The organism is Aeromonas genomosp. paramedia, assembly GCF_023093515.1.
GTDB lineage: Bacteria > Pseudomonadota > Gammaproteobacteria > Enterobacterales > Aeromonadaceae > Aeromonas.
The window spans coordinates 220,388-246,706 of the sequence record NZ_JAAROG010000001.1; the positions used below are offsets into that span (position 1 = coordinate 220,388).

Here is a 26,319-nt window from a genome sequence, read left to right on the forward strand (position 1 = left end):
AAGCCAGTCGACCTCGCAGGTTTGATTAGCCGCATGGCGGCGTAATCGGACGATCGCGGGTCAACAATCAATCGTCGATGGTTCATGCCATCTCATTTCGTTAGGGAGTCAGTCATGCAAAAGCGTCGTCAATCGGGTTTCACCCTGCTGGAAGTCATGGTGGTCATCGTGATCCTGGGGATCCTGGCCAGCCTGGTGGTGCCCAACCTGATGGGCAACAAGGAGAAGGCGGATCAGCAGAAAGCGGTCTCCGACATAGTGGCGCTGGAAAATGCCCTCGACATGTACAAGCTGGACAACAACCGCTACCCGACCACAGAGCAGGGTCTGGATGCCCTGGTCAACAAGCCGACCGCGTCACCCGAGCCGCGCAGCTACCGGGAAGGGGGCTACATCAAGCGCCTGCCGCAGGATCCCTGGGGCAACCAGTACCAGCTGCTGAGCCCGGGCCAGTTCGGCAAGATCGACATCTTCAGCATGGGGCTGGACGGCGAAGCCGGGACAGATGACGACATCGGCAACTGGAACCTGAAGGACTTCCAGTAAGTGATTTGCCGCCCCGTTTGCTCCGCCTTGCTGGAGCAGCCTGAATGAGGGCTGCGCCATCTGCTCGTCGTCAATCTGGCTTTACTCTGCTGGAAGTCTTGCTGGTCGCCATGTTGATGGGGCTGGTGGCCACCGCCGTCGTCCTCAGCATGGGGGGCGCCCGGGGGGACAGGGAGCTGGACAAACAGGCGCGTCGCCTGATGGCGACCCTGCAACAGGCGCAGGAGTATTCGGTGATGGATGGCCGGCTGCTGGGATTGAGAGTCGAGGAGAGCGGCTGGCAGTTTATGTCCCGCAATCCCAAGGATCGCAAGTGGCAGGCACTGACCGGCGACAAGCTGCTGGGGCCGGTGCAACTGCCGGAGGGGATCACCCTGGCCGTCGAGCTGGAGGGGTTCAGCTGGCGCACCGAGTCGGACGAGAAGAGCGAGCAGGGCCGCGACGAGAAGGAGCGCACGCCCCAGATCTTCATCTTTCCGGGGGGGGAGCTTACCCCCTTCGTGCTGACCCTGAGCCAGCAGGACGAGGATCTGAGCTACCTGCGCACCCTGAAAGGGGACGAGTTCGGTCGCCTCTTCCTGCAAGAAGACGAAGAGGAAGAAGAGTGACGGGCAGGAGCGCAGGCGGCGAGCGAGTTCACCGCGTCACGGGCGGGCCCGCCAGGGCGCGCGGCATGACGCTGCTGGAGGTCATGGTGGCGCTGGCGGTGTTCGCCATCGCCGGCCTTGCCGTGATGAAGACCGCCAGCGAGCACCTCTCCGGCCTCAACTACCTGGAGCAGAAGACCCTGGCGACCTGGGTGGTGGAAAACCGGCTGGTGCAGCAAAAGCTCGAGGGCAAATGGCCGGGAGACAGCTGGGTGGAAGGGGACGAGGAGATGGCCGGACAGACCTGGTACTGGCGCTATCGTGGCGTCGCCACCAGCGACAACAACTTCAAGGCCCTGGACGTGGAGGTACGCACCGCGCCCAAGGCAGAGAGCCCGGTGGCCATGATGCGGACCTATATCAGCCGATGATCCAGAGCAACACCCGCCCTTCCCGCCACCGTGGCTTTACCCTGCTTGAGAGGTTGCTGGGGCCATCGCCCATGTCGGTGACCTCAGGCCGGCGCGCTGTCCGCCAGGCCGGCTTTACCCTGCTTGAGATGCTGGTAGCCATCGCCATCTTCGCCAGCCTCAGCATGGGGGCCTATCAGGTGCTGCAGGGGGTGCTCACCAGCGACGAGGTAGCCAAGCGCAAGGAGCTTCGCCTCTCCGAGCTGCAGCGCGCCTTCAGCCTGCTGGAGCGGGACATCACCCAGATGGTGCCGCGCAGCGGCCGCATCGACGGCGAGAACAACAAGGTGCTGCTGGCGGCCTCCCGCTTCGGCCAGCAGAGCGATGACTGGGGCATGGCCTTCATCCGTGGCGGCTGGCTCAATCCGGACGGCATGCTGCCGCGCTCCGGCTTGCAGCGGGTGGGCTGGCGACTCAAGGAGCAGACCCTGGAGCGGCTGAGCTACCTCTACCCGGATCCCGCGATCGGCACCGAGCCGCGGATTCAGCCCGTGCTGACCGGGGTGACGGCCCTGCGGCTCTACTTCTACGACAAGGGCGCGTGGAAGGAGGAGTGGACCCAGCGCGACCTGCTGCCCTATGGGCTGGCGGTGGAACTGGATCTGGCGGATTACGGCACCATTCGCCGTCAGTTCCTGATTGGAGCCGGTGGTCAGAGGGCTGAAAATGGCAATTAAGCGCCGCCGGGGCCCATTCCGTACCATACCCGGCCGGCAAGGGGGCATGGCTCTGCTGGTGGTGCTGCTTATTCTGTCGGTGATGGTGATCATCGCCAGCAACATGAGCGGCCGGTTGCAGCTGGAGCTGCGCCGGACCAGCAACCTCACTGCTGGCAAGCAGGCCTGGTGGTATGCCATGTCGGCGGAGGCGCTGGTGATCAAGGTGCTCAACCAGGACTTCAAGGATGACCCCGATGTGGTCAACCTGGGTCAGAACTGGGCACGGCAGGATGCCGTCTTCCCGGTGGACGACGGCACCCTGTCCGGGCGGGTGCGGGATCTGCAATCCTGCTTCAACCTCAACAGCCTGAGCCTGGCCCTGAAAGAGGGGGAGAGCGGCGATGATCTCGATGCGCAGCCCTATCAGTTCAAGGCGTTCCGGGCCCTGCTTGAGGCGCTGGAGGTGGATGAGTACGAGGCGGTGCAGCTCACCGACGCCATCCGCGACTGGACCGACAAGAATACCCAGCTGGTCTCGAGCAACGGGGCCGAGGATGCCTATTACGAAGGGCTCAATCCCCCCTACCTGGTGGCGAACCAGTGGCTGCTGGGAACGGACGAATTGCGGGCCGTGCGCGGGGTGAGCAGCGAGCTCTACGCCCGGCTCGCCCCCTATGTCTGCACCCTGCCAAACGACAAGCTGGTGGTGAACATCAACACCATCAAGCCGGAGCAGGCGGCCCTGCTGGTGGGGCTCTATCAGGGCAAGATAGGGCTGGACGACGCCAAGCGGGTGCTGACCAACCGCCCCAAGAAGGGGTGGAAGGAGAAGAAGGAGATGACGGATGAGCTGTCGGTACAGCCGGGCAGCATCACGGGGCTGGACGCCGCGCTGGACATCAAGAGCAGCTTCTTCGAGGCCCGTCTGCTGGCCGAGGTGGGTGATGTGCGGGCCCGGCTGGAGACCGTCTTCCAGCGCGGCAAGGACAACAAGCTGGTGATGCTGCGCCGTCTGAACGACGGTGCCGAATAACAGGGAGATGGCAGGCCTCTGGCCCCCTCTGTCCCGCCCCTTATCTGGACTGCAGCCGACGGCTGCGGCCCCGCCCATCGACGAGGATGCTGGCGGGCATGGCAGGAGAATCATTTGTGAGCGATAGTCTGGTCATCCGTCTGGGGACCAATGCGCAGCAGCCGGTGCACTGGCTGGTGTGGTCGACGCAGGAGCAGGAGATCATCGCCTCCGGCACCCTGGCCTCGGCCCATGCCCTGGGTGAGCTGCAGGAGCGTGCCGGTGGCCGCCCCGTGGTGACCCTGGTGCCCGGCAGCGATCTCATCTTCCGGCGGGTCAGCCTGCCGGGCAAGTACAGCCGTCAGGCCGCGGCGGCGCTGCCCTATCTGCTCGAGGAGCAGATCGCCTCCGACGTGGACGAGCTGCACCTGGTGGTGCTGGGTCATCAGGGGCAGGACGTGGATCTGATGGCGGTGGACAAGGCGAAAATGCAGGCGTGGCTGGCGTGGCTGCAGCAGGCGGGGCTCAAGACCCTGCAACTGCTGCCGGACGTGCTGGCCCTGCCGCCCGCCGCCGAGGGGTGGTCTGCCCTGCAACTCGGCGCCGAGTGGCTGATCCGCCAGGGCCCAGCCCAGGGGATAGTCGCCGACGAGCCGCTGCTGGCCATGCTGCTGGCGGCCCAGCCCGAACCCGTCACCATCCATGCCCATACCCCGGCTCCCGCCATCGCGGCCGCCAACTGGCAGGCGGCGGATCCCGAGCTGCCCATGCTGCTGCTGGCGAAAGGGGCGATCGCTTGCCAGGCGAACCTGTTGCAGGGGCCCTATCGACCCCAGACCGAATACGGTCGTTACTGGCAGCAGTGGCGCAAGGTGGCGGTGCTGGCGGGAATGCTGCTGCTGGTGGCCCTGGCCCAGCGCGGGGTACAGCTCTATCAACTGACGGAGCAGGACAAGGCCCTCAAGGCGGAGATCCGGCAGGTCTATACTCGGATCTTCCCGGGGGAGACCCGGATCGTCAACGTCCGCAGCCAGATGAGCCAGCACCTCAAGTCCCTGGGGCAGGCCCCGCAGGGTGGGGTTCTGCTGCTGCTGACCGAGCTGGCGCCTGTGTTTGCCGAGGTGCCCGGTCTCAAGCCCGAGGTGATGCGTTTCGACGCGGCCAGGGGCGAGCTCAGGTTGCAGGTGACCGCCCCCGGTTTCACCGAGATAGAGCGTTTTCGCGAGCTGGCGGGCAAGCGCTTCGAGGTGCAGCAGGGTGAAGTGCGAAGCCATGAGGGCAAGGTGGAAGGGGCGCTGATGCTGAAGGGGAAATCATCATGATGGACAAACTGCAAGGCTGGTGGCGTGGCATCAGTCCCCGCGAGCAGCGGCTGGTGGCGGTGGGGGGTTGTGCCCTGCTGATCGGGCTCTGCTACTGGGTCATCTGGCAGCCCGTCGCCAATCGCATCGACGAGCGGCAGCGGCAGGTGGCCAACCAGCAGCAGACGCTCGCCTGGTTGAAAGAGAAGGGGCAGGAGGTGTTGGCGATGCAGGGGGGCCAAGGCCGCCAGATCGACACCAGCGGCACCCTGGACGGGGTAGTGAACCGCACCGCCTTCAACCAGAAGATCAAGATAGCCAGGCTGCAACCCCAGGGGCAGGAGTTGCAGGTGTGGATAGACACAGTCCCGTTCGAGGATCTGCTGCTCTGGCTCGCGACCCTCTCCGAGCAGTACGGCGTCCAGGTGCAGATCATAGAGGTGGCCCGGGAGGGGCTGGCTCCCGGCCTGGTCAAGGTCAGGCGCTTGCAGTTGAGCCGTCCCCAATGACACCAAGCGTAATGGGCGCCGCCCGGTTTTTGGCATGGCGCTCAATGTTGGCTCCTGGCTTGGCCCGGGCCGGATCCTTGCAGTCGAGTCCTGTTCTATGAAACAAAAAGTCCTGATCGCCGCCCTGTTTCTGGTGGCCTATCTCGGTTTCCTGCTGGTGAGGTTGCCAGCCACCCTGGTGGTGCGCCATCTGCCGCTGCCCCCCAACCTGATGCAGCTGGAGGGGGTGAGCGGCACCCTCTGGAGCGGCCAGATTGCCCGGCTGCAATATGCCAGCGAGTCCTTGACCCAGCTGCGCTGGGATCTCGATGGCTGGTCCCTGCTGCGCCTGGCGCCCGAGGTGTCGGTGCGTTTCGGCGATCGCGCCGGCCTCAACGGTCAGGGGGTGATCGGCTGGAACGGCGCTGCCTTCGGTCGTGACATCACCCTCAACGCCCCCGCTCCCTGGGTGCTGGCGCGGGTGCCCACGCGCCTGCCCTTCCCCCTGACGACGGCGGGTCAGCTGCAACTCAAGATCGATCAGTTCGCCCAGGGCAAGCCCTGGTGTGAGGAGCTTTATGGCAACCTCAACTGGTACGGCGCCGAGGCCGACACCCCGGCGGGCAAGCTGCTGCTGGGGGATCCCGAGCTCAAGCTGACCTGTCTCGACTCCCGTCTGGTGGCCGAGCTCAAGCAAGGCTCCGAGGCGGTGCAGGTGCAGGGCAAGCTGGAGTTGCAGGCCAATCGCCAGTATCTGTTCCAGGGCACCCTCAAGCCTGGGCCCGAGCTGCCGGATCAGATGAAGCAGGGGCTGCCCTTCCTCGGTCAACCCGACGGTCAGGGCCGCTTCCCGCTGCGCTATCAGGGCCGGATCTAACGCCCTCCCCGCCGACCCCGGAGCCACTCCGGGGTCGACTTTCTCATCCTTTGTGCCCTCTCTTCTCACTACCCTGACTCCCTCAGCCCTCACTTACCGCCACGTCCCCTCCCGATAGTGACTCTGTACACCCTCCCCACCAACCCGCTCAATACGGCAACAGCTTGCCTCACCCAGCAATTTATCTGCAGCCAATAGTCAATGAGTGCGCATCACGCTTAAAAAATGGCCAAGCCCCCCCAGCCAAGCTGAATATCAATCAGGTTGCATCGCTTGTGAAATGTGAGCTGCCACCCGTTATTGATCTTTTCCATCCTGATTTCGGCCTACTTCCAAACACAAAAAATAACTAACTGAAAAATAAAGATTAAACCAAGGTGGATATCCTCTTTGCACCTCATTACCTCTGAGCCTGCCCATCAGAAATGTGAGCAATGGCAAAACAGAGGGTCAACCCGAGACAATTGATATAAGTATCGAAATACCAGGTGGAGCACAGTGGTCGGTACAATGAGGTCAATTGGAGATGATTGATTTGTTTTGATAGCGCGACAGGCAACCATCTCGGCCGATCTATTCATCTGATTTCAAGTGTTGAGGGAAATGGTTATGGGAAAGAAGCGTATTTACCTGTTTTGCTCTGCCGGGATGTCGACGTCACTGCTGGTCTCGAAGATGAAGGCGCAGGCTGAGAAATATGATGTGCCCGTGGAGATAGATGCCTATCCGGAAACGTTGGCGGGAGAGAAAGGTCAGGATGCCGACCTGATCCTGCTGGGTCCCCAAATCGCCTACATGTTGCCGGAAATCCAGACCCTGTTGCCGGGCAAGCCGGTCGAAGTCATCGACTCCCTGCTCTATGGCAAGGTCGATGGGTTAGGGGTCCTCAAGGCCGCCGTCGCATCCATCAAGAAGAGCCTCACTCAGTAAGGAGAACACCGTGAGCACCATAATCGCATCGCTGGAAAAGGCCATATTGCCCATTGCCGTCAAGCTGGGTAAGCAGCCTCATGTCAACGCCATCAAGAATGGCTTCATCAAACTGATGCCCCTGACCCTGGCCGGGGCCATGTTTGTCCTGATCAACAACGTCTTCCTGAGTTTTGGGGAAGGATCCTTCTTCTACTCCATGGGGGTGCGACTCGATCCCGCTACCATAGCCACCCTGGACGGTTTCAAGAGCATTGGTGGCAGCGTCTACAACGGCACCCTGGGGATCATGTCCCTGATGGCTCCCTTCTTCATCGGCCATGCCATGGCAGAGGAGCGCAAGGTTGATCCCCTCTCGGCCGGTCTGCTCTCGGTCGCCGCCTTCATGACGGTCACCCCCTTCAGCGTCGGCGAGGCCTATGCGGTCGGCGCCAACTGGCTGGGTGGTGCCAACATCATCTCCGGCATGATCATTGGTCTCGTCTCGGCCGAGATGTTTGCCTTCGTCATTCGTCGCAACTGGGTGATCCGCCTGCCTGACAGCGTACCGACCTCAGTAGCACGCTCCTTCTCGGCGCTGATCCCCGGCTTCATCATCCTCTCCATCATGGGGATAGTCGCTTACCTACTCCAGACAGAGGGTACCCACTTCCACCAGATCATCATGGACACCATCTCCACCCCCCTGTCCAACATGGGTGGCCTGGTCGGCTGGGTCTATGTGCTTTTCTCCCCGCTGCTCTGGTTCTTTGGGGTTCATGGTTCTTTGGCGCTGTCGGCACTGGAGAACGGCATTCTGGTGCCCTTCACCCTGGAAAACGTCGCTCTTTATACCCAATACGGCTCCGTTGAAGCCGCCATCGCCGCCGGCAAGACCTTCCACGTCTGGACCAAGCCGATGCTCGACTCCTACATCTTCCTCGGTGGTACGGGTGCAACGCTAGGCCTCATCCTCGCAGTGTTTATGGTGTCCCGTCGCGATGACTACCGTCAGGTGGCCAAACTGGGCATGCCCGCCGGCATCTTCCAGATCAACGAGCCCATCCTGTTTGGCCTGCCGGTCATCATGAACCCTGTGTTGCTCATCCCCTTCGTGATGGTGCAACCGGTGCTGGCGACCATCACCCTGTTTGCCTACAACACCGGTTTTATCCCGCCCATCACCAACATGGCGCCCTGGACCATGCCAGCCGGATTGGGGGCCTTCTTCAATACCAACGGCAGCATAGCCGCGGCCCTGCTGGCGATATTCAACCTGGGGATAGCCACCCTGATGTATGTCCCCTTCGTGCTGATTGCCAACAAGGCCCAGGCCGTTATCGAGGAAGAACAGGAGAGCGAAGAGGATATCGCGCTGGCCCTGAAATTCTGATGACACTCCCGGGAGGAGCCTGGCTCCTCCCTCTTCAAGCCGAAGGAGAAGAAGATGACGTATCGCTTTGCGGACGATTTTTGGTGGGGCAGCGCCAGCTCGGCGCCCCAGACGGAGGGAGCCTCCAGCCGAGATGGCAAGTCCGACAACATCTTTGACTACTGGCACGCCATTGAGCCGACGCGCTTCCACCAGGGCATAGGCCCGGCGCAAGCCTCGACCTTCTATGATCGTTTCGAGAGCGACATCGCACTGCTCAAGCAGCTCAATCACAACAGTTTTCGTACTTCCATCTCCTGGTCCCGACTGATCCCGGACGGGACGGGCGAGGTCAATCAACAGGCTGTCGCTTTCTACCATGCCGTATTTGACCGCTTGCTGGCCGAGGGGATCACCCCCTTCATCAATCTCTACCACTTCGACATGCCGCTGTGCATGCAGGAGCTAGGCGGTTGGGAGAGCCGGGACGTGGTAGCGGCCTATGTGCGTTACGCCAGCCTGTGCTTCGAACTGTTCGGCTCACGGATCAAGCACTGGTTTACCTTCAACGAACCCATAGTGCCGGTCGAGTGTGGTTACCTCGGCCACTTCCACTACCCCTGTGTGGTGGATTTTCGCCGCGCCGTAACGGTCGCCTATCACACAGCCCTGGCCCACGCCGGTGCGGTCAAGGCCTTTCGCGATGCCCGTGCCAGCGGCGAGATTGGCATCATCCTGAACCTGAGCCCCACCTACCCCCGCTCCGATTCGGCGGCAGATCGCCAGGCGGCGCGCTGGGCCGACTTGCTGCTCAACAAGAGCTTCCTCGATCCGGCCCTGAAAGGGGGCTATGACCCCGAGCTGGTCGCCCTGCTGCGCCAGCATGATCTACTGCCTGCGGTGGACGCCGGTGACAAGGCGCTACTCAGTGCCGGACGGGTGGATTGGCTGGGGATCAACTACTACCAGCCACGGCGAGTCAAGGCCAAGGATCAAGCCTGCTCGGGGGCGCCGCGCACTCCCGAAGATCTGTTCGATTTCTATGAGATGCCGGGGCGCAAGATGAACCCGCACCGGGGCTGGGAGATCTATGAGAAAGGGATCTACGACATCCTCACCGAGCTACGTCTGGGCTATGGCAACCCCCGCTGCTACATCTCGGAAAATGGCATGGGCGTCGAGGGAGAAGATCGCTTCATCGGGTCCGAAGGGCGGGTAGAGGATGACTACCGCATCGACTTCATTCGTGGTCATCTCGAGTGGCTGCATCGCGGCCTGCAAGAGGGTAGCGCCTGCTGCGGTTATCACCTCTGGACCTTCATCGACAACTGGTCCTGGCTCAATGCCTACAAGAACCGCTATGGCTTGATCCGGCTGGATCTTGACAGCCAGACCCGCACCATCAAGAAAAGCGGCTATTGGTTTGCCGAGGTGGCACGCAACCATGGTTTCAATTAAGTGGGATTCCAGTAAACCGCTTTCAATTAACTAGCTGTAATCAAGGGGATAAAGAGATGTTCGATATGGACAACATAGAGGCAGAGACCACGACTCGCGATGACATGGAGGAGGTGGTGATGGGACTCATCATCAACTCGGGGCAGGCACGCAGCCTGGCCTACAGCGCCCTGAAGAAGGCCAAGGAGGGCGACATAGCCACCGCCCGCCTGCTGATGACCCAATCCCGCGAGGCCCTCAACGCCGCCCACCTGGTGCAGACCCAGCTGATTGAGAGCGATCAGGGCGAGGGCAAGGTGCCGGTTACTCTGGTACTGGTTCATGCCCAGGATCACCTGATGACCTCCATGCTGGCACGGGAGCTGATCAACGAGCTCATCGACGTGCACGAAAAACTGCTCGGCAAATAACAGCGGCATCGGCCAGCCATAGGGGGCGAATAATGAGCGTCAAGACCATCCGGGAAAACGAGCTGTTCAACAACAGACCCTTTCACATGTTCATCTACAACAAGCAGGTGAGCGGTACCGGTTTGCATCAGCACGACTATTACGAATTCACCCTGGTGTTGACCGGCCGTTACTATCAGGAGGTCAACGGCAAGCGGGTACTGCTCGAGCGCGGCGATCTGGTGTTCATTCCGCTGGGCTCATCCCATCAGAGCTTCTACGAGTTCGGTACCACCCGGATCTTCAACGTCGGGATCAGCCGCAGCTACTTTGACGAGCACTTCAAGTACCTGCTGCCGGAACACTTCGTGGCGTCCCAGGCCTATCCGCTCAAGCATGAATTCCTGAGTTATATCGAGTCGGTACTGGTTTCTCCCGGCTTTCGGGAAGAGGCGCTGACCGAATTTCTCGAAGTGGTGACCTACTCGGTGATGAACCGGCTGCGTCACTACAAGGACGCCTCAGCCAGCGAGGATCTTCCACTCTGGCTCCATGAGGCGGTAGAGCGCATGCACGATCGTTCGTTGTTTGCCGACGATGCCCTGGCCAATCTGATCCATCTCTCCGGCAAGAGCCAGGAGTACCTGACCCGTGCCACCCGGCGTTACTACAACAAGACGCCGATGCAGATCATCAACGAGATCCGGGTCAACTACGCCAAGATGCAGCTGGAAGTCACCAACGACTCTGTGGCCGACATTGCCTTCGAGACCGGCTACAACGATGTCAGCCTCTTTATCAAAAACTTCAAGAAGTTGACCTCCTTTACCCCGGGCAGTTACCGAAAATATCTCTATCCGAAATTTGAAACCCCGGCCTGAGATTGGCGAGCCGTATTTTTTAAAAACCATGTGCGGCAAAACCGCTGACCCAGATTGACCGGCCCCTGCCACAGGTGGCTGCGGCCCGCTGCACCCCCGATGCAGGGCTGCCCCTTATTCAACCCAATTTGAGAATGATGAAGAGGTGCTTATGAACAAGAAGCTTAAAGTGGTCACCATAGGTGGTGGCAGCAGCTATACCCCGGAGCTGGTCGATGGCTTCATCAAACGCTACGCCGAGCTGCCAATCGACGAGCTGTGGCTGGTCGATGTCCCCGAAGGTCAGGAGAAACTGGACATCATTTTCGACCTTTGCCAGCGCATGATCCAGAAAGCCGGCATCCCCATGACGCTGCACAAGACGTTGGATCGCCGCGCCGCGCTGCAAGGCGCCAGCTTCGTCACCACCCAGCTGCGGGTCGGCCAGTTGCAAGCCCGGGAAAAAGACGAGCGCATTCCCCTCAGCCACGGTCTGCTGGGCCAGGAGACCAATGGCGCGGGCGGCCTGTTCAAGGGGCTGCGCACCATCCCCGTCATCTTCGACATCATCCGCGACGTGGAAGAGATCTGCCCGGATGCCTGGCTCATCAACTTCACCAATCCGGCTGGCATGGTGACTGAAGCCGTGCATCGCCACACCCAGTTCCGCCGCTTCATCGGGGTGTGCAACATTCCGGTCGGCATGCAGATGTTTGTGCGCGACGCCCTCAAGGTCACCGCAGAAGACGTCCTCTCCATCGACATTTTCGGCCTCAATCACCTGGTGTTCATCGGCGACGTGCTGGTCAATGGGGTATCGCGTTTCGATGAACTGCTCGAGGGGGTGATAGACGGCAGCCTCACCAGTTCCAGCTCGGTCAAGAACATCTTCGATCTGCCCTTCGATGCGAGCCTGATGCGCGGACTGCGCCTGTTGCCCTGCTCCTACCTGCGTTACTACTTCAAAGAGAAAGAGATGCTGGGGATCGAGATGGGCGAGTTCTACAAGGGCGGCGCCCGGGCCCAGGTGGTGCGACAAGTCGAGAAAACGCTGTTTGAGCTCTACCAGAACCCAGAACTCGACGAAAAGCCCAAGGAGCTGGAGCTGCGCGGTGGCGCCTACTACTCGGATGCGGCCTGCGAGGTGATCAGCGCCATCCATAACGACAAGCGCAGCGAACAGTATGTGATCATCCCCCACCATGGCCATGTCACCAACATTCCGGCCGACTGGACTGTCGAGATGACCTGCCTGGTGGGTCGTGATGGTGCCATTCCTCACCCGCGCCTCACCCGTTTCGACGACAAGGTCAACGGGCTCATTCACCTCATCAAGAGCTTCGAGATTGCCGCCTCCCAGGCAGCCTTGAGCGGCTCCTTCGATGACCTGCTGCTGGCCATGAACCTCAATCCGTTGATCCATTCGGACAACGAGGCAAAAACCGTTGCCCAGGAGCTGCTGCTGGCACACCGCGAGCACTTGCCCAAGTTTGCCGCCGCCATTGCGGATCTCGCCTGATAACACCGGGCCCCGTTGATCATCGGCGGGGCAATACAGGAGATAGAGATGCATAAAAGATTGATTATCAACGCCGACGACTTTGGTCTCTGCCCTGCCCAGAGCTACGGCATAGTGGAGGCCTTCGAGCATGGGGTGGTCAGCTCGACCACTGCCATGGTCAATTCCCCGGCCATAGCGCATGCGGCCTGGCTGGCCAAGCGCTTCCCGGACTTGCCCATCGGGCTGCACTTCGTGCTCACTTGGGGCAAGCCGCTCTCTCCTCTCTCCTGCCTGGTCAATGTCCGGGGGGAACTGGACAAGAGCATCTGGCAAAAAAGCGAGCAGGGCCTGCTGGTCGCAAGGGAAATCATGGAAGAGCTCAGGCAGCAGTTCGATCGTTTCATCGCCCTGTTTGGCCGCTCGCCCAGCCACATCGACAGCCATCACCATGTGCATATGCTGCCGAGCCTCTATCCGCTGGTGGAAGCCTTTGCCCGCCAGCAGGGCATCCCTATGCGCATCGATCGGGAGGAGGTGCGCCGTCACGGCCTGACCGTCAACCATGAGCTCAGTTGCCAGCGCTTTGACAGCCGCTTCTATGGTGAGTCACTCACCCGGGAGCTGTTGCTGCAACTGCTGGATGACGCTAATGAACAGGGGGTCAGCTCCCTGGAGATCATGTGCCACCCCGCCTTTATCGATCTCGAGGTGCAGCGCAGCGCTTATCACCAACCCAGGCTCACCGAGCTTGCCATCCTCACCGATCCGGCCTTGCCTGAGTTGATCGCGGCGAGAGGCTATTGCCTCACCAGCTACCAGGGGTGGCAGCCATCTTGAATCACCAAGGTGGCAGGGCTGTACTGTGATGGGCTCAGGCCTATGGTGGGGCGCTAGCTCGTCGATGTGGTGATGAGGTGGTTGAGAAAGAGGCTGAACAGCTCGGCCCGGGAGCCGAGCCGCAGCTTGCCGTAGAGGTGCTTGCGGTGATTCTTCACGGTGCCGCTGCCGATGCCGAGTTCGGCGGCGATTCCCTCGGTGTCCAGCCCCTGCAGCAGCAGGCTCGCCACCTGCCGCTCCCGGCGGGTGAGCCTGTCTCCGCCCACGCTGCTCATCGCCTGCTCCACTGCGGCCTTGAGGCTGGCGCCGTCCAGGCTGGCCGCTACGCCTTGCACCCCATCCTTTGCCGTACTCTTGGCTGCACTTTTCGCAGCACCATCCGTGGCTCTCGTCGCCGCGCTCTGGGCCAGCAGTGGCTGGCTTTGGCTCCACTGCTGGCGGCACAGGGAGTGCACCAGGGGGAACAAGGCTTCCAGCCTGGCCCGCTCCTGTGGACGAAGGCTCTGGCGCTTGTCGAGGCGACCCAGAAACAGCATCAGGGTGAGACCGCCGCGCACCGGCAGGATCAGCCCCACCTCCTCCTGCCAGCCGGTGGCCTGATAGAAGTGGTGGCGGTATTCGGGATCGAGCCGCCCCTTGGACACCTGCGCCAGGGTCCATACTCCGGCCCCCAGACCCTGTTCCAGGGCCTGCATAAAGGGATCCTGGCTGAAGTGGCTGGTGAGGTAGCGATCAAACAGCAGGGCCCGCTGGTGGCTCAGGTTGTCATGGAGGTAGACCGGGCGCTGCCCCACCCCGAGCAGCAGGGCGCAGTCGAACGCCACCTGCTGCTGGATGAGGCGCACCAGGGCCGCCGCAAAGGCCGGGCTGTGCAGGGCATCGACGACGGCGGTCAGACCCTGGGTCAGCGAGTCTGTGGCGAGGGGCTGGCTCATGGCGACGGGCTCCGGCTGGCGGGGAAAGCACCCCGATATGGGCGGGATGCTAGCACGAGAGTGGCAAAACTGTCCCCTGGGGGACATATCCGCCCCGAGTCATAGGGGCGAGTATGGCGACTTTCCCCTGCTGTTGGAGACCCCATGATCGACCCCCATTTGCTCACTGACCTTACCGAGCGCGGCCTGGTGGCCCAGATGTCCGACCCGGCGGCGCTGGCCGACCATCTCGCCACGCCGCGCACCCTCTACTGCGGCTTCGATCCCACCGCCGGCAGCCTGCACATAGGCCATCTGGTGCCGCTCTTGATGCTGCGCCGCTTCCAGCTCGCTGGCCACACCCCGGTGGCCCTGGTGGGGGGCGCCACCGGCCTCATCGGCGATCCCAGCTTCAAGGCGACCGAGCGCAGCCTGAACAGCAGCGAAACCGTGCAGGGCTGGGTGGCCAGCCTGTCGACCCAGATCCGGGCGCTGTTGCCGGCGAGCGAGGGTCTGGCGGCCCCTGTGCTGGTCAACAATGCCGACTGGATGGGGCAGATGTCCGCCCTCGATTTTCTGCGGGACATCGGCAAGCACTTCTCGGTCAACGCCATGCTGGCGCGGGAATCGGTGCGCCAGCGGCTGGCTCGCCCGGATCAGGGGATCTCCTTTACCGAGTTCTCCTACGCCCTGCTGCAATCCCAGGACTTCGCCGTGCTCAACCAACGTCTCGGCTGCACCCTGCAGATCGGCGGCAACGATCAATGGGGCAACATCACCAGCGGCATGGATCTCACCCGGCGACTGCATCAGGCCCAGGTGCACGGCATGACGCTGCCCCTCATCACCAAGGCGGATGGCACCAAGTTCGGCAAGACGGAAGGGGGCGCCATCTGGCTGGATCCGGCGCTCACCTCGCCCTACGCCTTCCATCAGTTCTGGCTCGGCACGGCGGACGAGGATGTCTACCGCTTCCTGCGCTACTACAGCTTTATGCCGCTGGCGGCCATCAGGGCGCTGGAAGTCGAAGATGCGGGTCGGCAGGGGCGCAAGCAGGCCCAGCAGGTGCTGGCGGACGAGTTGACCGAACTGGTGCACGGCAAGGGGGCTCTGGCGGCGGCGCGGCGCATCGGCGAGCTGCTGTTTTGCGGCGACGTGGCTCGGCTCGGGGAGGGGGATCTCGCCCAGTTGGCGCAGGATGGCATGCCGAGCTGCCGTATCGAGAAGGAAGCGGATCTGGTGACCCTGCTGGTGGAGAGCGGTCTGGCGAGTTCGAAGCGGGTTGCCCGCGAGCTGCTGGGGGCGGGCGCCATCAGCCTCAACGGCACCATCAGACAGGATGAATGGCTCAGTGCGGCGGATCGGCTGTTTGGTCGCTACCTGCTGCTGCGCCGGGGCAAGAAGCAGTACCGGCTGGTGGAGTGGGTGGACTAGTACGCCCGATCCCAAGGAGCAAGGGCTGCCAGGCAGCCCTTCTGTTTGTCCGCTTGCTCATGGGGTCTGTGGCTTCCCCATTGATGCGCAAAATGCCGATTCACACGGCCAGCGGCAATAACTCGGCGTAGTCGCGGATCGCCGGGAAGGCGGTAATCTGCTGCTCAGGCTGGCGACTGTCCGGGTTCTGGATGGCGAGCTGATAACCGATGCCGTAGTCGGCGGCGGCGCGCAGGATCCGCTCGCTGTCATCGACGAACAGGGTGCGGGCCGGATCGAATGCCAGTCGTTCTGCCAGCGCCTGCCAGCAGTGCTGGCTCTCCTTCGACCAGCCGAGCTCATGGGTGCTCACCATGAGATCCAGGTGGCTGGCGAGATCGAGGTGCGCATCCTTGACCGACAGGCTGGCGGGGTGGGCATTGGTGAAGAGCACCAGCTGCTTGCCCGCCGCCCGCAGGGCGGCCAGGAAGGGGATGACGTGGGGCCGCCACTGGATCTTGTCCAGTATCTCCTGCTTGAGGGCGCGGATGTCGAGCCCGAGGGTCCGGCTCCAGTAATCGACGCAGTACCAGTCGAGGGTACCGCTGACCGCCTGATAGTGGGCATCGATCTGCGCCTTGGCGTCGGCCAGCGGCAGGCCGAGGCGCGCGGCGTAGCGCTCGGGCACCAGCTGCTGCCAGAGGTGGCTGTCAAAATGAAGGTCGATCAGGGTGCCATCCATGTCGAGCAGAACTGTGTCTATCTGGTGCCAGGGCAGTGGGGTGGGCATGGGGCCTCTTTGTGTCGGACTGGGTGGGGAAAACGGGGGGCATTATAACGGATTTTTCAGGCACCTTTCCGGCCCTTGCCCCGTGGTGTTCCCTCGGGGAGTCGTTTACTCTTGAAGCACTCTTTTTTAACGAGCAGTCAGCCCAGATGAGTGACCCCCACAAGTGCAAACCCGAACACGTCCGCGTCGAGGCCATGGCCCACGACAAGCGCAAGCCGGAGATCATCAAGGCCGAACTGGTGGCCGAGAGCCGGCTGTTCAAGGTGGAATCCCTGCACCTGAAATTCAGCAACGGGGAGGAGCGGGTCTACGAGCGGATGCGCGGCGGCAACCGGGGTGCCGTCATGGTGGTGCCCCTGTTCGATGCCCACACCCTGCTGCTGGTGCGCGAATACGCGGCGGGCACTCACTCCTATGAGCTGGGCTTCCCCAAGGGGCTGATCGATCCGGGCGAAGATGCCTTCGAGGCGGGCAACCGGGAGCTGATGGAGGAGGCGGGCTTCGGGGCCCGTGACCTGATCCCCCTCAAGCAGGTCTCCCTGGCCCCCGGCTATTTTTCCAGCCGGATGGACATACTGCTGGCGCGGGATCTCTACCCCGAGCAGCGGGTGGGCGACGAGCCCGAGCCCCTCGAGGTGATCCCCTGGCCCCTCAATCGCATCGACGAATTGCTGGCGCGACCTGACTTCACCGAGTCGCGCAGCATCAGTGCCCTGCTGCTGGCCAGCAAATGGCTGGCGGAGCAGGAAAGCTAGCCCAAGCCTGGGTAAAGGTAATAAAAACAGAGGATAACAAGATGCAGGAGTTGTTGGCCTGGATACCTGGGGTCAAGGAGATAGCCCGCGAAGCGGGACGGATCCTTCACGAAATCTATCACGGCGGTCAGTTCGAGCGTCAGCTGAAGGAGGATGCGACCCCGGTCACCAGTGCCGATCTTGCTGCCGATGCCTACCTCAAGCAGGCGCTGTCGGCGCTCACCCCCCATGTGCCCGTGCTGACCGAAGAGGCGGCCGATGTGCCCTTCAGCCAGCGTGCCAACTGGCGGCAATACTGGCTGGTGGACCCCCTCGACGGCACCGGCGAGTTCATCGCCGGCAGCGGTGACTTCGCCACCCTGATCGCCCTGGTGCGGGACAATGTCCCGGTGCTCGGGGTCATCTATGCCCCCGAGGCCGACGTGCTCTACTGGGCGGTGCGCGGCCACGGCGCCTTCAAGGAGGTGAATGGCGAGGTGTACCCCATCAGCGCCATGCACCACGAGCACGACCAGCCCGACTCCCTGGTGGTGGCCATCAGCCGCCGCCAGAAGCTGGAGAACCTGACCCGCCGCCTCAACCCGGCCATCAACTACGAGCTGATCCCGCTTGGCTCCAGCTCCCTCAAGTCCTGCCTGGTGGCGGAAGGGGCAGCAGACTGCTATGTGCGGCTCGGCCCCACCGGCGAGTGGGACACCGCCGCCGCCCAGTGCATCGTCGAGGCGGCGGGGGGGCGCATCCTCAGCCTGGCGTTGCAGCCGCTCAGCTACAACGAAACGGAGTCGCTGGAGAACCCTGACTTCATCGTGATGGGGGACCCGGAGCTCGCCTGGGGCAAGATCCTGACTCACTGAGCCGGTTGAAATGTAGCCAGTTCATCCAATCAGGCGGCCCCGTGGCCGCCTGATTGCCTGGTGTGATCTGCTGGCTTGGCGCGGCATATTCAGGTGTATTCGCTACTTAAATGGATTGCTGTAGTGGATCATCACAATCAAACCCAAAGTGCTGGCATCTATTTTCAGGTAATTCTGAAAACTTCGCATTGGTCGAAATAAAAAATCGACCAGTGGTTATATTTTAGTTTTATATTTCGTGTTATTCGCTATTTAAAGGTTTAACCGAACAGGGCGGACTGGAAATGCCACCCAATCTCACTGGCTGAACCTGACTTTGCCAGTGAGATCTGCCAATGCCGCTTTTTGAGAATTAAATGCTAAAGGAGCACAATCTTTTTAGATTTTAATACTATATATAAGTGGTTTATCAATGAGTTCATCTGCAGAGGTCACCCGGGAGCTATCCGGTTCCCCATCCATCAGCCGCACTGGCTGGCGTCGTCACGATACCCACTGGGTCATCAGCCTGTTTGGCACCGCGGTCGGCGCCGGCATCCTCTTCCTGCCCATCAACCTGGGTCTGGGGGGCATCTGGCCCCTGGTCATCGTCGCCGTGCTGGCGGGCCCCATGACCTTCCTGGCCCACCGCGGGCTGGCGCGCTTCGTGCTCTCCTCGTCGCGCCCCCACGCCGACTTCACCGAGGTGGCGGAGGAGCACTTCGGCAAGATGGCCGGTCGCCTCATCTCGGCGCTCTACTTCCTCTCCATCTTCCCTATCCTGCTCATCTACGGGGTCGGGCTGACCAATACGGTGGAGAGCTTCATGATCAACCAGCTCGGCATGGATGCCCCGAACCGGGTGATGCTCTCCGGCCTGCTGGTGTTCGCCATGATCGCCGTGATGATGGCGGGGGAGAAGGCGATGCTGCGGGCCTTTGCCTTCATGGTCTACCCGCTGGCGGCCATTCTGGCGGCGCTCTCCTGCTACCTGATTCCCCAGTGGCACTGGCCGGAAGCGACCGCGTTCGAGGGGGCCAGCTTCTTCAACACCGTCTGGCTGGCGCTGCCGGTCACAGTGTTCGCCTTCAGCCACGCCGCCGCCATCTCCGGCTTTGCCAACGTGCAGCGCCGGGAATATGGCGAGCAGGCCGAAGCCAAGAGCGGCCTGATCCTGCGCAACACCACCGTTATGCTGGTGGGCTTCGTGCTCTTCTTCGTCTTCTCCTGCGTGCTGAGCCTCTCCCCGACCCAGCTGGCCGAGGCCAAGGTCCAGAACGTCTCCGTGCTCTCCTATCTTGCCAACATCACAGACAACCCTGTGATAGTGACCCTGGGGCCGCTCATCGCCTTCATCGCCATCAGCTCCTCCTTCCTCGGCCACTTCCTCGGCGCCCGGGAGAGCCTGAAAAGCCTGATCGCCAAGCCCACAGGGCTGTCGCTGGCCAAGGCGGACCGGCTCGGCATCGCCCTGATGTTCTTCGCCATCTGGGGGGCGGCTGTCATCAACCCCGGCATCCTCGGCCTGATGGAGACCCTCTCCGGTCCCGTCATCGCCATGATCCTCTTCATCATGCCGGTGGTGGCCATCTACAGGGTGGAGGCGCTGGCCCGCTTCCGTCAGGGTTGGGTGAACGGCTTCATCCTGCTGACCGGTTCGCTCTCGGTCTCGGCCCTGCTCTTCAGCCTGCTGAAGTAACAGCGGCGCGGTGGCTAAAAAGAGAGAGGCGACCCCGGGGTCGCCTCTCTCTTTTTCATGGGGCACAGTACCTCAACCCAGCTTGGCGCCGTTCTCCACCGCCTGCTCCGGGATGGCCATCACCACGGCGCCATCGGCCCGGTAGAAGCCGGTCAGCAGAAACTCCGACTGGATGGGGCCTATCTGCTTGGTCGGGAAGTTCACCACGGCGACGATCTGGCGCCCCACCAGATCCTCCGGCCGATAGAGATCCGTTATCTGGGCGCTGCTCTTGCGCACCCCGAGCTCGGGGCCGAAATCCGCCCATACCTTGTAGGCGGGCTTGCGCGCCTCGGGGAAGGGCTCGACCCGCACCAGGGTGCCCACTCTCAGCTCCACCATCTCGAACTGCTGCCAGCTTATGGTCTGCATCTTGGCTCCTCCTTTCACACACCTTGCATTGACCCCAGCATGCCTCGAAACGGCAGCCCCTGTCTTCGGCAAGGAGCCGGACTGTTATGGCTGCGGGCCGTTTTGCTGGCGCCAGCGGGAGGGGGTGAGGCCCGTCTCGGCCAGGAAACGCTCGGCGAAGGCGCCCTGATCCTGATAGCCGCAGCGGTTGGCCACCTCGCATATGGGCAGGGCACTGTGAGCCAGCAGGGTACGTGCCAGCGCCATGCGCCGCCCGCGGATGTAGTGGGAGGCGCTCATGCCGAACTGCTGGCGAAAGGCGTGCTTGAACTGGCTCTGGCCGAGGCAGGCAACAGCGGCGAGCCGCTCGTTGCCAAGGGGCTCGGCGAGGTGGGCCTCGATATGGCGCTGCACTCTTGTCATGCGGGGGGCCAGGGTGGGGCCCATGCCCTGACCCTGGGCCAGGAGGCCCAGCCAGACCTGCTCCATGCCGGCCACATGGCGACCCTGGCGCACCATCTGATGGAGGAAGGCGAGGTAGTGGCGCTGGGGCTCGTCCAGGGGGATGAAGGGGCGCTCGCCAAGGGCCTCGGGCAGCCAGTGGCTCTCCTGCACCAGGAAGGAGAGCGCCGGGTCGGCGGCGTAGTCGTGGCGAAGACCGGGGGCGATGACGCAGGCAAAGCCAGGGGCGAGGCGGCGACCCTGGCCCTGCACCTCGATCTCGAGGGGACCGTCCAGGGGGATCACCAGCTGGGCGAAGTCGTGGCTGTGGCTGCTGATGTCGCTCTGGTAGCGGCGCAGGCTGAACGGGCAGGGGGCGGATAGAGATGACGCGGCACCGGGCCGCGTCATCGAAGAGGGGGGATTATGTGCCATGGGCCACCGGATTACTCGGCGTCGAAATCTTCGATCTCTTTGCCGAGCGCCTCCATGATGGCGCGGGCCTCGGCGGGGACGCTGTCCGGATGGTCCTTGCGCAGATCGTCGTCACAGGGCAGCGGCTGACCGGTGAATGCGTGCAGGAAGGCCTCACAGAGCAGCTCGCTGTTGGTCGCATGACGCAGGTTGTTCACCTGGCGACGGGTGCGCTCATCGGTCAACACCTTCAGCACCTTGAGCGGGATCGAGACGGTAATCTTCTTGACCTGTTCGCTCTTCTTGCCGTGCTCCGCATAGGGGCTGACGTAGTCGCCGTTCCACTCTGTACCCATGTTCCACCTGTTCTCGTTTGGCCGTGAGCGCGGATTTTAACCCTTAAGGATCTCAATGGCAATCCAACAGCAAAGCCATTTAGACGTCTAGAAGTGTTGACGGCTTTTTTAAGGTGGCGTAGTGTGATGCACCATGGGCCGGCACTCCGGCCAGCGCAAATGAGAGCGGGGCAGGACGACCCACGAGGCGGACCGGCTCCGGCAACACATCAAGGAGAGTGACATGACCCACAAGGCCACCCTGGCGGTACGCACCGGGATTGAGACAGACACACAACACGGTGCCGTGGTGCCCCCCATCTACCTCTCCAGCAACTACACCTTTGCCGACTTTGGCGAGCCTCGTCAATACGATTATGCCCGCTCGGGCAACCCGACCCGCACCAATCTGGCGGACGCCCTGGCGGCCCTGGAAGGGGGCGCAGGCGCCGTGGTGACCGGCACCGGCATGGGAGCCGTCCACCTGGTGACCACGGCCCTGCTCAAGGCGGGGGATCTGCTGATCGCCCCCCACGACTGCTACGGCGGCACCTGGCGCCTGTTCGAGTACCTGGCGGCCAAGGGCCACTACCGGGTGCAGTTCGTCGATCAGGGGGACGAGGCGGCGCTCGCCGAGGCCCTGGCGCAGCAACCGGCCCTGGTGTGGGTAGAGACCCCCTCCAACCCGCTGCTGCGGGTGGTGGACGTGGCCGCCATCGCCGCCGCCTCCCATGAGGTGGGTGCCAAAGTGGTGGTGGACAACACCTTCCTCTCCCCGCTGCTGCAACAGCCGCTCTCGCTGGGTGCCGATGTGGTGGTGCATTCGACCACCAAGTACATCAACGGCCACTCCGACGTGGTGGGCGGGGTCGCGATCGCCAAGGAGGCCGAGCTGGCCGAGTCCCTGGTGTGGTGGGCCAACTGTCTGGGGCTCACCTCCGGCGCCTTCGACTCCTACCTCACCCTGCGCGGTCTGCGCACCCTGGCGCCGCGCCTGCGTGCCCATCAGGAGAATACGGACAGGATCCTGGCCTTCCTGCAGCAGCAGCCGCTGGTCAAAAAAATCTATCATCCCAGCCTGCCGAGCCACCCGGGCCACGAGATTGCGCGCCGTCAACAGTCCGGCTTCGGCGCCATGCTAAGTTTTGAACTCGATTGCAACGAGACGGGGCTGCGCGCCTTCCTCGCGGCGCTGCGCCTCTTCTCGGTGGCGGAATCCCTCGGCGGGGTGGAGAGTCTGGTGGCCCATCCGGCCAGCATGACCCACAGGGCCATGACTCCGGCGGCGCAGCAGGCGGCGGGCATCAGCGCCCAGTTGCTGCGCCTCTCGGTGGGCATAGAACACGGTGAAGACCTGGTGGCCGATCTGGCTCAAGGCTTTGAACAGGCGCAGTTGGCACAACAGGCAGAGCAGGTGAAGTAATGGAACAGCAACAGCAAGGAGAGAGTGCGGTGGCGGCAGAGAGAGCCTTGAAGCGGCGTCATGTGCACAAGTTTGGCGGCAGCAGCCTGGCAGATCCTGTCTGCTATCGCCGGGTCGCCAGCATTCTCGAACAACAGGCCGAGCAGCAGGGCGGGGGCAGGGAGCTGGTGGTGGTCTCCGCCGCCGGCAAGACCACCAACCGGCTGATCCAGCTGGTGGAACTGGCCGAGGCGGGTGACGAGGCCGCAGGGGAGGCCATCACTGCCCTGCACGCCTACCAGCAGAGCCTGATCGACGGCCTGCTGGAGGGGGAGTTGCTGCTCGACTTGAGCCAGCAGCTGACCGACGACATGCAGCAGATCGCCAAGACCCTGGAAGGGCAGTTTGATCGCTTCGAGCGCAACGGCCTGCTGGCCTTTGGCGAGGTGTGGTCGGCGCGTCTGCTGGCCGCCCTGCTCAGCAGCCGCGGCGACAAGGCCATCTGGCTCGACGCCCGCAGCTTCCTGCGCGCCGAGGATGGCGCCCTGGTCAAGGTCAATACCGCCATCTCCAGCGAGCTGCTCAAGGCCCGCCTGGCGGAGCACCCCGGCCGCATAGTGGTGACCGGTTTCATCGCCGCCGACATGGAGGGACGCTCCCTGCTGCTCGGCCGCAACGGCTCCGACTACAGCGCCAGCCTGCTGGCCGCCCTGGCGGACGGGGAGTCCACCACCATCTGGAGTGACGTGGCCGGTGTCTACAGCGCCGATCCGCGCCGGGTGAAGGAGGCGCGCCTGCTGGAGCGCCTGAGCCTGGCGGAGGCCAACGAGCTGGCCCGCCTCGGCTCCTCCGTGCTCCATTCCCGCACCCTGCAGCCGGTGGCCGACAGCCGCCAGCGCCTCACCCTGCGCTGCAGCTACAACCCGGACGAGGGCTGCACCCATATCCTGCGCCGGGCGCCGCGCTCCGGCGGGGCGCGCATCGTCTCCTCGGTGGATCAGATAGCCCTCATCGAGCTCAAGGTGCTGCCCCAGACCGGTTATGAGCAGACGGTGGCGGCTATCGAGGCCCATCTGGCCCGCCATCGCCTCCACCCGCTCACCCTGCAGCGCCAGCCGGATCGGCGAGTGCTGCGCCTGGCCTACACCCTGGAGGTGGCGCAAGGGGCCTTCGAGGTGCTGCGGGACTTCCAGCTGCAGGGCAGCTTCACCGGCCTCATCCAGAAGGAGGGGTTCAGCCTGGTGGCCCTGGTGGGGGCAGGGGTGACCGACAACGCCGAGCAGTGTCACCGCTTCTACCAGCTGCTGGCGGATCAGCCCCTGGAGTTCGTCCAGGTGGCCCGAGATGGCCTGAGCCTGGTGGCCGTGCTGCGCCAGGTGGTGCTGGAGCCCCTGCTCATCGCCCTGCACAGCGCCCTGTTCAGCCGCCCGACCCGGGTCGGTCTGGTGGTGTTCGGCAAGGGCAACATAGGGGGTCACTGGCTGGCGCTCTACGCCCGGGAGAAGGCGCGCCTCGAGCACGAGCTCAATCTGGCGCTCACTCTCTACGGGGTGTTCGACTCCAAGGGCGGACTGCTGGATGAAGAGGGGCTGGATCCCCTCAAGGTGCGCGACAACTTCAACCCCAGGCCGCTTATCTGGCCGGAGCTGCTCTCCCAGCTGGAGCAGCACGGTTTTGACTCCCTGATCGCCCTCGACATGACCGCCAGCGAGACGGTGAGCCGCTACTACCCGGACTTCGCCCAGCTCGGCTGCCACATCATAGCGGCCAACAAGTTTGCCGGCGCCGCCGACAGCGAGTTCTACCAGCGCATCAAGCAGAGCTGCCGCGATCACCAGGTGCAGTGGCGCTACAACGCCACCGTGGGGGCCGGGCTGCCCATCCAGTCCAGCATCCAGATGCTGCGCCAGAGCGGGGATCGCATCCAGGGAGTCTCCGGCATCTTCTCCGGCACCCTCTCCTGGCTGTTCCAGCAGTATGACGGCAGCCGCCCCTTCTCCGAGCTGGTGGACGAGGCCTGGCAGCACGGTCTGACCGAGCCGGATCCCCGGGAGGATCTCTCCGGTCAGGACGTGCGCCGCAAGCTGCTGATCCTGGCGCGGGAGGCGGGCTTCGAGCTCGACTCCGCCGACATCGAGCTGGAGAACCTGGTGCCCGTCTCCCTGCGCAAGGTGAGCACGGATCAGTTCATGGACAGGCTCAAGGAGCTGGATGATCCCATCCAGACCGCGTTCGAGGGGGCACGCCGGGTCGGCAAGGTGCTGCGCTACGTCGCCCGTTTCGAGCACGACGGCAAGGCGCGGGTCGGGCTGGAGACCCTGGAGCCCCACCATCCGTTCGCCAACCTCCTGCCCTGCGACAACGTGTTTGCCATCGAGAGCGACAGCTATCGCACCAACCCCCTGGTCATCCAGGGGCCGGGAGCGGGGCGCGAGGTGACGGCCGCCGCCATTCAGTACGACTTGTGGCAGATCTGCGCCAGCCTGTAATGGTTGAGAGCAATGAAGAAGAGGCGCCCAAGGGCGCCTCTTCTCGTTGGTGGTCGTAATGCCTTACCAGAACAGCCTGCCCAGCAGGGGGGCGAGCAGCACAGTCGCCATGCCGGCTATCATCATCACCATGCTGGAGACCACCCCCTCCTCGTTGCCCATCTGGTACGCCCTGGCGGTGCCGGCGCCATGGGCGGAGGCGCCAAAGCCCGCCCCCTTGCCGAGGCGGCTGCGGATGGCGAGCACCGTCAGCACGCTTTCCCCCACCGCCATGCCGATCACCCCGGTCAGCACCACGAACAGGGCGGTGAGATCGGCGTTGCCGCCCACGGAGCGGGTCGCCTCCACCGCGAAGGGGGTGGTGATGGATCTCATGGCCATGCTGCGCTGCAGCAGCTCTGAGAGGTTGAGCCAGCGGGCCAGCAGTACTGTGCTGCCCACCGCCATCACCACAGAGGCGATCACCCCCACCGACAGGGAGAGCCAGTGGCGGCGCATCAGCGCGCGGTTCTCGTAGACGGGCACCGCGAAGGCGACGGTGGCCGGGCCCAGCAGCCAGAGCAGCCAGTGGGATTCGGCCATGTAGTCCTGATAGGGGATGTGGAACAGCACCACCACGGCCACCAGCAGGGCGGGGGCCAGCAGCAGCGGCATCAGGGGCAGGATGCGCTTCTTGCCATAGAGCCACTTGCTGGCGTAGTAGAACAGCAGGGTGAGGACGAAGCAGAGCAGGCCGAGCAGGGTGTCAGACATGGCGGCGACTCCGGCGGGCCAGCTTCAGCTCCAGGCGATAGACCCTGTCCACCACCAGGGCCGTGGTGCCGAGCACCAGCACAGTGCTTGTCACCAGCACCACCATGATGCGCCACCCCTCCTGCAGCAGCAGATCCTGATAGTTGACCACGGCCACCACGGCGGGGACGAAGAACAGCAGCATCTCCGCCAGCAGCCAGCGGGCCCCGGCGCTGAACCACTGGGCCTTGACCACCCCGAGCAGGATGCAGATCAGCAGCAGCAGCATGCCGGTGAGGTTGGCGGGCAGGGGCAGGTGGAAGGTGCGTACCGCGGTGTCGGCCAGCAGCCAGATGGCCGCCAGCAGGGCGATTTGGAAGGGGGTTTGCAACCAGCGAAGGCAGAAGGCTTTCATGATGGGCGTCTTTCTGTGAACCTGGTCACAG

Annotated in this window: 28 protein-coding genes; 21 read left to right on the plus strand and 7 right to left on the minus strand. The window is 63.2% G+C overall.

Annotation, left to right across the window (positions count from 1 at the left end):
* The first annotated feature begins 114 nt into the window (after positions 1–114).
* The 15 genes from exeG (at position 115) to chbG (ending at position 13,266) form a co-directional block, all read left to right on the plus strand.
* Complete coding sequence (gene exeG / locus HB860_RS01135) at positions 115–546, plus strand: GspG family T2SS major pseudopilin variant ExeG (RefSeq protein WP_025328342.1); 432 nt, start codon at positions 115–117, stop codon at positions 544–546.
* A gap of 44 nt (positions 547–590) precedes the next feature.
* The gene (gene exeH, locus HB860_RS01140) at positions 591–1,154 is read left to right on the plus strand and encodes a type II secretion system minor pseudopilin GspH (RefSeq protein ID WP_247625479.1); all 564 of its coding nucleotides are present in this window, start codon (positions 591–593) and stop codon (positions 1,152–1,154) included.
* The gene (gene gspI / locus HB860_RS01145) at positions 1,151–1,564 is read left to right on the plus strand and encodes a type II secretion system minor pseudopilin GspI (protein ID WP_275066051.1); all 414 of its coding nucleotides are present in this window, start codon (positions 1,151–1,153) and stop codon (positions 1,562–1,564) included. The genes exeH and gspI overlap by 4 nt, the downstream gene beginning before the upstream one ends.
* A gap of 71 nt (positions 1,565–1,635) precedes the next feature.
* A complete protein-coding gene (gene exeJ, locus HB860_RS01150; protein ID WP_247625596.1) occupies positions 1,636–2,280 on the plus strand; it encodes a type II secretion system minor pseudopilin GspJ in 645 nt (214 codons plus the stop codon).
* Positions 2,270–3,295, plus strand: coding sequence for a type II secretion system minor pseudopilin GspK (exeK, locus tag HB860_RS01155; RefSeq protein WP_247625480.1), 1,026 nt, complete (start codon positions 2,270–2,272; stop codon positions 3,293–3,295). The genes exeJ and exeK overlap by 11 nt, the downstream gene beginning before the upstream one ends.
* A gap of 116 nt (positions 3,296–3,411) precedes the next feature.
* Positions 3,412–4,596, plus strand: a complete 1,185-nt coding sequence (exeL, locus tag HB860_RS01160) for a type II secretion system protein GspL (protein WP_247625481.1) — start codon at positions 3,412–3,414, stop codon at positions 4,594–4,596.
* Positions 4,593–5,084 carry a type II secretion system protein M gene (gene exeM / locus HB860_RS01165; protein ID WP_247625482.1) on the plus strand — a complete coding sequence of 164 codons (492 nt, stop codon included), beginning with the start codon at positions 4,593–4,595 and terminating at the stop codon, positions 5,082–5,084. Before exeL ends, exeM begins: the two co-directional genes overlap by 4 nt.
* Before the next feature lie 97 nt (positions 5,085–5,181).
* Positions 5,182–5,940, plus strand: a complete 759-nt coding sequence (gene exeN, locus HB860_RS01170; protein ID WP_247625483.1) for a type II secretion system protein N — start codon at positions 5,182–5,184, stop codon at positions 5,938–5,940.
* A 609-nt stretch (positions 5,941–6,549) separates the two neighbouring features.
* Complete coding sequence (locus HB860_RS01175) at positions 6,550–6,870, plus strand: PTS sugar transporter subunit IIB (RefSeq protein WP_247625484.1); 321 nt, start codon at positions 6,550–6,552, stop codon at positions 6,868–6,870.
* 10 nt (positions 6,871–6,880) lie between these two features.
* The gene (chbC, locus tag HB860_RS01180; RefSeq protein ID WP_247625485.1) at positions 6,881–8,242 is read left to right on the plus strand and encodes a PTS N,N'-diacetylchitobiose transporter subunit IIC; all 1,362 of its coding nucleotides are present in this window, start codon (positions 6,881–6,883) and stop codon (positions 8,240–8,242) included.
* Between the two features lie 54 nt (positions 8,243–8,296).
* Positions 8,297–9,679 carry a glycoside hydrolase family 1 protein gene (locus tag HB860_RS01185; protein ID WP_247625486.1) on the plus strand — a complete coding sequence of 461 codons (1,383 nt, stop codon included), beginning with the start codon at positions 8,297–8,299 and terminating at the stop codon, positions 9,677–9,679.
* Between the two features lie 56 nt (positions 9,680–9,735).
* Positions 9,736–10,089, plus strand: a complete 354-nt coding sequence (chbA, locus tag HB860_RS01190) for a PTS N,N'-diacetylchitobiose transporter subunit IIA (protein WP_247625487.1) — start codon at positions 9,736–9,738, stop codon at positions 10,087–10,089.
* A gap of 32 nt (positions 10,090–10,121) precedes the next feature.
* Positions 10,122–10,949: a transcriptional regulator ChbR gene (gene chbR, locus HB860_RS01195; protein WP_247625488.1), complete on the plus strand. Its 828-nt coding sequence runs from the start codon at positions 10,122–10,124 to the stop codon at positions 10,947–10,949.
* A 151-nt stretch (positions 10,950–11,100) separates the two neighbouring features.
* A complete protein-coding gene (locus HB860_RS01200; protein ID WP_247625489.1) occupies positions 11,101–12,447 on the plus strand; it encodes a 6-phospho-beta-glucosidase in 1,347 nt (448 codons plus the stop codon).
* A 48-nt stretch (positions 12,448–12,495) separates the two neighbouring features.
* Entirely contained in the window at positions 12,496–13,266 is a 771-nt protein-coding gene (gene chbG / locus HB860_RS01205) for a chitin disaccharide deacetylase (RefSeq protein WP_247625490.1), read from the plus strand.
* 53 nt (positions 13,267–13,319) lie between these two features.
* On the opposite strand, the gene HB860_RS01210 is transcribed toward chbG, so the two are convergent.
* Positions 13,320–14,201 (minus strand): helix-turn-helix transcriptional regulator, encoded by an 882-nt coding sequence (locus HB860_RS01210; RefSeq protein ID WP_247625491.1) that lies wholly within the window; start codon positions 14,199–14,201, stop codon positions 13,320–13,322.
* A gap of 144 nt (positions 14,202–14,345) precedes the next feature.
* Here HB860_RS01210 and tyrS point away from each other — a divergent pair, with 144 nt between their 5' ends.
* On the plus strand, positions 14,346–15,614 hold the full coding sequence (gene tyrS / locus HB860_RS01215) for a tyrosine--tRNA ligase (RefSeq protein WP_247625492.1): 1,269 nt from the start codon (positions 14,346–14,348) through the stop codon (positions 15,612–15,614).
* A 100-nt stretch (positions 15,615–15,714) separates the two neighbouring features.
* Here tyrS and yrfG read toward each other — a convergent pair whose 3' ends face one another.
* Positions 15,715–16,383 (minus strand): GMP/IMP nucleotidase, encoded by a 669-nt coding sequence (yrfG, locus tag HB860_RS01220; protein WP_139433952.1) that lies wholly within the window; start codon positions 16,381–16,383, stop codon positions 15,715–15,717.
* A gap of 146 nt (positions 16,384–16,529) precedes the next feature.
* On the opposite strand from yrfG, the gene nudE reads away from it, so the two are divergent.
* The 3 genes from nudE to HB860_RS01235 all read left to right on the plus strand — a co-directional run bounded on the left by nudE (position 16,530) and on the right by HB860_RS01235 (position 19,670).
* Positions 16,530–17,138 (plus strand): ADP compounds hydrolase NudE, encoded by a 609-nt coding sequence (nudE, locus tag HB860_RS01225; RefSeq protein ID WP_005327154.1) that lies wholly within the window; start codon positions 16,530–16,532, stop codon positions 17,136–17,138.
* A gap of 41 nt (positions 17,139–17,179) precedes the next feature.
* A complete protein-coding gene (gene cysQ / locus HB860_RS01230) occupies positions 17,180–17,992 on the plus strand; it encodes a 3'(2'),5'-bisphosphate nucleotidase CysQ (RefSeq protein WP_247625493.1) in 813 nt (270 codons plus the stop codon).
* A 412-nt stretch (positions 17,993–18,404) separates the two neighbouring features.
* A complete protein-coding gene (locus HB860_RS01235; RefSeq protein WP_247625494.1) occupies positions 18,405–19,670 on the plus strand; it encodes an aromatic amino acid transport family protein in 1,266 nt (421 codons plus the stop codon).
* Between the two features lie 72 nt (positions 19,671–19,742).
* Here HB860_RS01235 and HB860_RS01240 read toward each other — a convergent pair whose 3' ends face one another.
* The 3 genes from HB860_RS01240 to metJ form a co-directional block, all read right to left on the minus strand.
* Positions 19,743–20,081 (minus strand): tRNA-binding protein, encoded by a 339-nt coding sequence (locus HB860_RS01240; RefSeq protein ID WP_247625495.1) that lies wholly within the window; start codon positions 20,079–20,081, stop codon positions 19,743–19,745.
* An 84-nt stretch (positions 20,082–20,165) separates the two neighbouring features.
* Positions 20,166–20,912 carry an AraC family transcriptional regulator gene (locus HB860_RS01245; protein ID WP_247625597.1) on the minus strand — a complete coding sequence of 249 codons (747 nt, stop codon included), beginning with the start codon at positions 20,910–20,912 and terminating at the stop codon, positions 20,166–20,168.
* Between the two features lie 35 nt (positions 20,913–20,947).
* Positions 20,948–21,271 carry a met regulon transcriptional regulator MetJ gene (metJ, locus tag HB860_RS01250; RefSeq protein WP_005327165.1) on the minus strand — a complete coding sequence of 108 codons (324 nt, stop codon included), beginning with the start codon at positions 21,269–21,271 and terminating at the stop codon, positions 20,948–20,950.
* Between the two features lie 223 nt (positions 21,272–21,494).
* On the opposite strand from metJ, the gene metB reads away from it, so the two are divergent.
* Both metB and HB860_RS01260 read left to right on the plus strand, forming a co-directional pair.
* Entirely contained in the window at positions 21,495–22,673 is a 1,179-nt protein-coding gene (metB, locus tag HB860_RS01255) for a cystathionine gamma-synthase (RefSeq protein WP_139433955.1), read from the plus strand.
* On the plus strand, positions 22,673–25,141 hold the full coding sequence (locus HB860_RS01260; RefSeq protein WP_247625496.1) for a bifunctional aspartate kinase/homoserine dehydrogenase II: 2,469 nt from the start codon (positions 22,673–22,675) through the stop codon (positions 25,139–25,141). Before metB ends, HB860_RS01260 begins: the two co-directional genes overlap by 1 nt.
* Positions 25,142–25,204: 63 nt before the next feature.
* Here HB860_RS01260 and HB860_RS01265 read toward each other — a convergent pair whose 3' ends face one another.
* A complete protein-coding gene (locus tag HB860_RS01265) occupies positions 25,205–25,894 on the minus strand; it encodes an LrgB family protein (protein WP_247625497.1) in 690 nt (229 codons plus the stop codon).
* The gene (locus HB860_RS01270) at positions 25,887–26,288 is read right to left on the minus strand and encodes a CidA/LrgA family protein (RefSeq protein WP_106885769.1); all 402 of its coding nucleotides are present in this window, start codon (positions 26,286–26,288) and stop codon (positions 25,887–25,889) included. Before HB860_RS01270 ends, HB860_RS01265 begins: the two co-directional genes overlap by 8 nt.
* Positions 26,289–26,319 lie beyond the last annotated feature (31 nt).

Excerpts from the sequence above, each read along its gene's own strand:
- cysQ (WP_247625493.1), top strand. The coding sequence starts at position 17,180 with ATGCAGGAGTTGTTGGCCTGGATACCTGGGGTCAAGGAGATAGCCCGC.
- HB860_RS01245 (WP_247625597.1), bottom strand. The coding sequence starts at position 20,912 with ATGACGCGGCCCGGTGCCGCGTCATCTCTATCCGCCCCCTGCCCGTTC.
- chbA (WP_247625487.1), top strand. The coding sequence starts at position 9,736 with ATGTTCGATATGGACAACATAGAGGCAGAGACCACGACTCGCGATGAC.
- HB860_RS01200 (WP_247625489.1), top strand. The coding sequence starts at position 11,101 with ATGAACAAGAAGCTTAAAGTGGTCACCATAGGTGGTGGCAGCAGCTAT.
- HB860_RS01260 (WP_247625496.1), top strand. The coding sequence starts at position 22,673 with ATGGAACAGCAACAGCAAGGAGAGAGTGCGGTGGCGGCAGAGAGAGCC.
- HB860_RS01185 (WP_247625486.1), top strand. The coding sequence starts at position 8,297 with ATGACGTATCGCTTTGCGGACGATTTTTGGTGGGGCAGCGCCAGCTCG.
- exeJ (WP_247625596.1), top strand. The coding sequence starts at position 1,636 with ATGTCGGTGACCTCAGGCCGGCGCGCTGTCCGCCAGGCCGGCTTTACC.
- HB860_RS01235 (WP_247625494.1), top strand. The coding sequence starts at position 18,405 with ATGAGTTCATCTGCAGAGGTCACCCGGGAGCTATCCGGTTCCCCATCC.
- nudE (WP_005327154.1), top strand. The coding sequence starts at position 16,530 with ATGAGTGACCCCCACAAGTGCAAACCCGAACACGTCCGCGTCGAGGCC.
- HB860_RS01265 (WP_247625497.1), bottom strand. The coding sequence starts at position 25,894 with ATGTCTGACACCCTGCTCGGCCTGCTCTGCTTCGTCCTCACCCTGCTG.
- metB (WP_139433955.1), top strand. The coding sequence starts at position 21,495 with ATGACCCACAAGGCCACCCTGGCGGTACGCACCGGGATTGAGACAGAC.
- exeN (WP_247625483.1), top strand. The coding sequence starts at position 5,182 with ATGAAACAAAAAGTCCTGATCGCCGCCCTGTTTCTGGTGGCCTATCTC.
- exeM (WP_247625482.1), top strand. The coding sequence starts at position 4,593 with ATGATGGACAAACTGCAAGGCTGGTGGCGTGGCATCAGTCCCCGCGAG.
- HB860_RS01210 (WP_247625491.1), bottom strand. The coding sequence starts at position 14,201 with ATGAGCCAGCCCCTCGCCACAGACTCGCTGACCCAGGGTCTGACCGCC.
- yrfG (WP_139433952.1), bottom strand. The coding sequence starts at position 16,383 with ATGCCCACCCCACTGCCCTGGCACCAGATAGACACAGTTCTGCTCGAC.
- exeG (WP_025328342.1), top strand. The coding sequence starts at position 115 with ATGCAAAAGCGTCGTCAATCGGGTTTCACCCTGCTGGAAGTCATGGTG.
- HB860_RS01175 (WP_247625484.1), top strand. The coding sequence starts at position 6,550 with ATGGGAAAGAAGCGTATTTACCTGTTTTGCTCTGCCGGGATGTCGACG.
- HB860_RS01270 (WP_106885769.1), bottom strand. The coding sequence starts at position 26,288 with ATGAAAGCCTTCTGCCTTCGCTGGTTGCAAACCCCCTTCCAAATCGCC.
- exeH (WP_247625479.1), top strand. The coding sequence starts at position 591 with ATGAGGGCTGCGCCATCTGCTCGTCGTCAATCTGGCTTTACTCTGCTG.
- tyrS (WP_247625492.1), top strand. The coding sequence starts at position 14,346 with ATGATCGACCCCCATTTGCTCACTGACCTTACCGAGCGCGGCCTGGTG.
- HB860_RS01240 (WP_247625495.1), bottom strand. The coding sequence starts at position 20,081 with ATGCAGACCATAAGCTGGCAGCAGTTCGAGATGGTGGAGCTGAGAGTG.
- metJ (WP_005327165.1), bottom strand. The coding sequence starts at position 21,271 with ATGGGTACAGAGTGGAACGGCGACTACGTCAGCCCCTATGCGGAGCAC.
- chbR (WP_247625488.1), top strand. The coding sequence starts at position 10,122 with ATGAGCGTCAAGACCATCCGGGAAAACGAGCTGTTCAACAACAGACCC.
- exeK (WP_247625480.1), top strand. The coding sequence starts at position 2,270 with ATGGCAATTAAGCGCCGCCGGGGCCCATTCCGTACCATACCCGGCCGG.
- chbG (WP_247625490.1), top strand. The coding sequence starts at position 12,496 with ATGCATAAAAGATTGATTATCAACGCCGACGACTTTGGTCTCTGCCCT.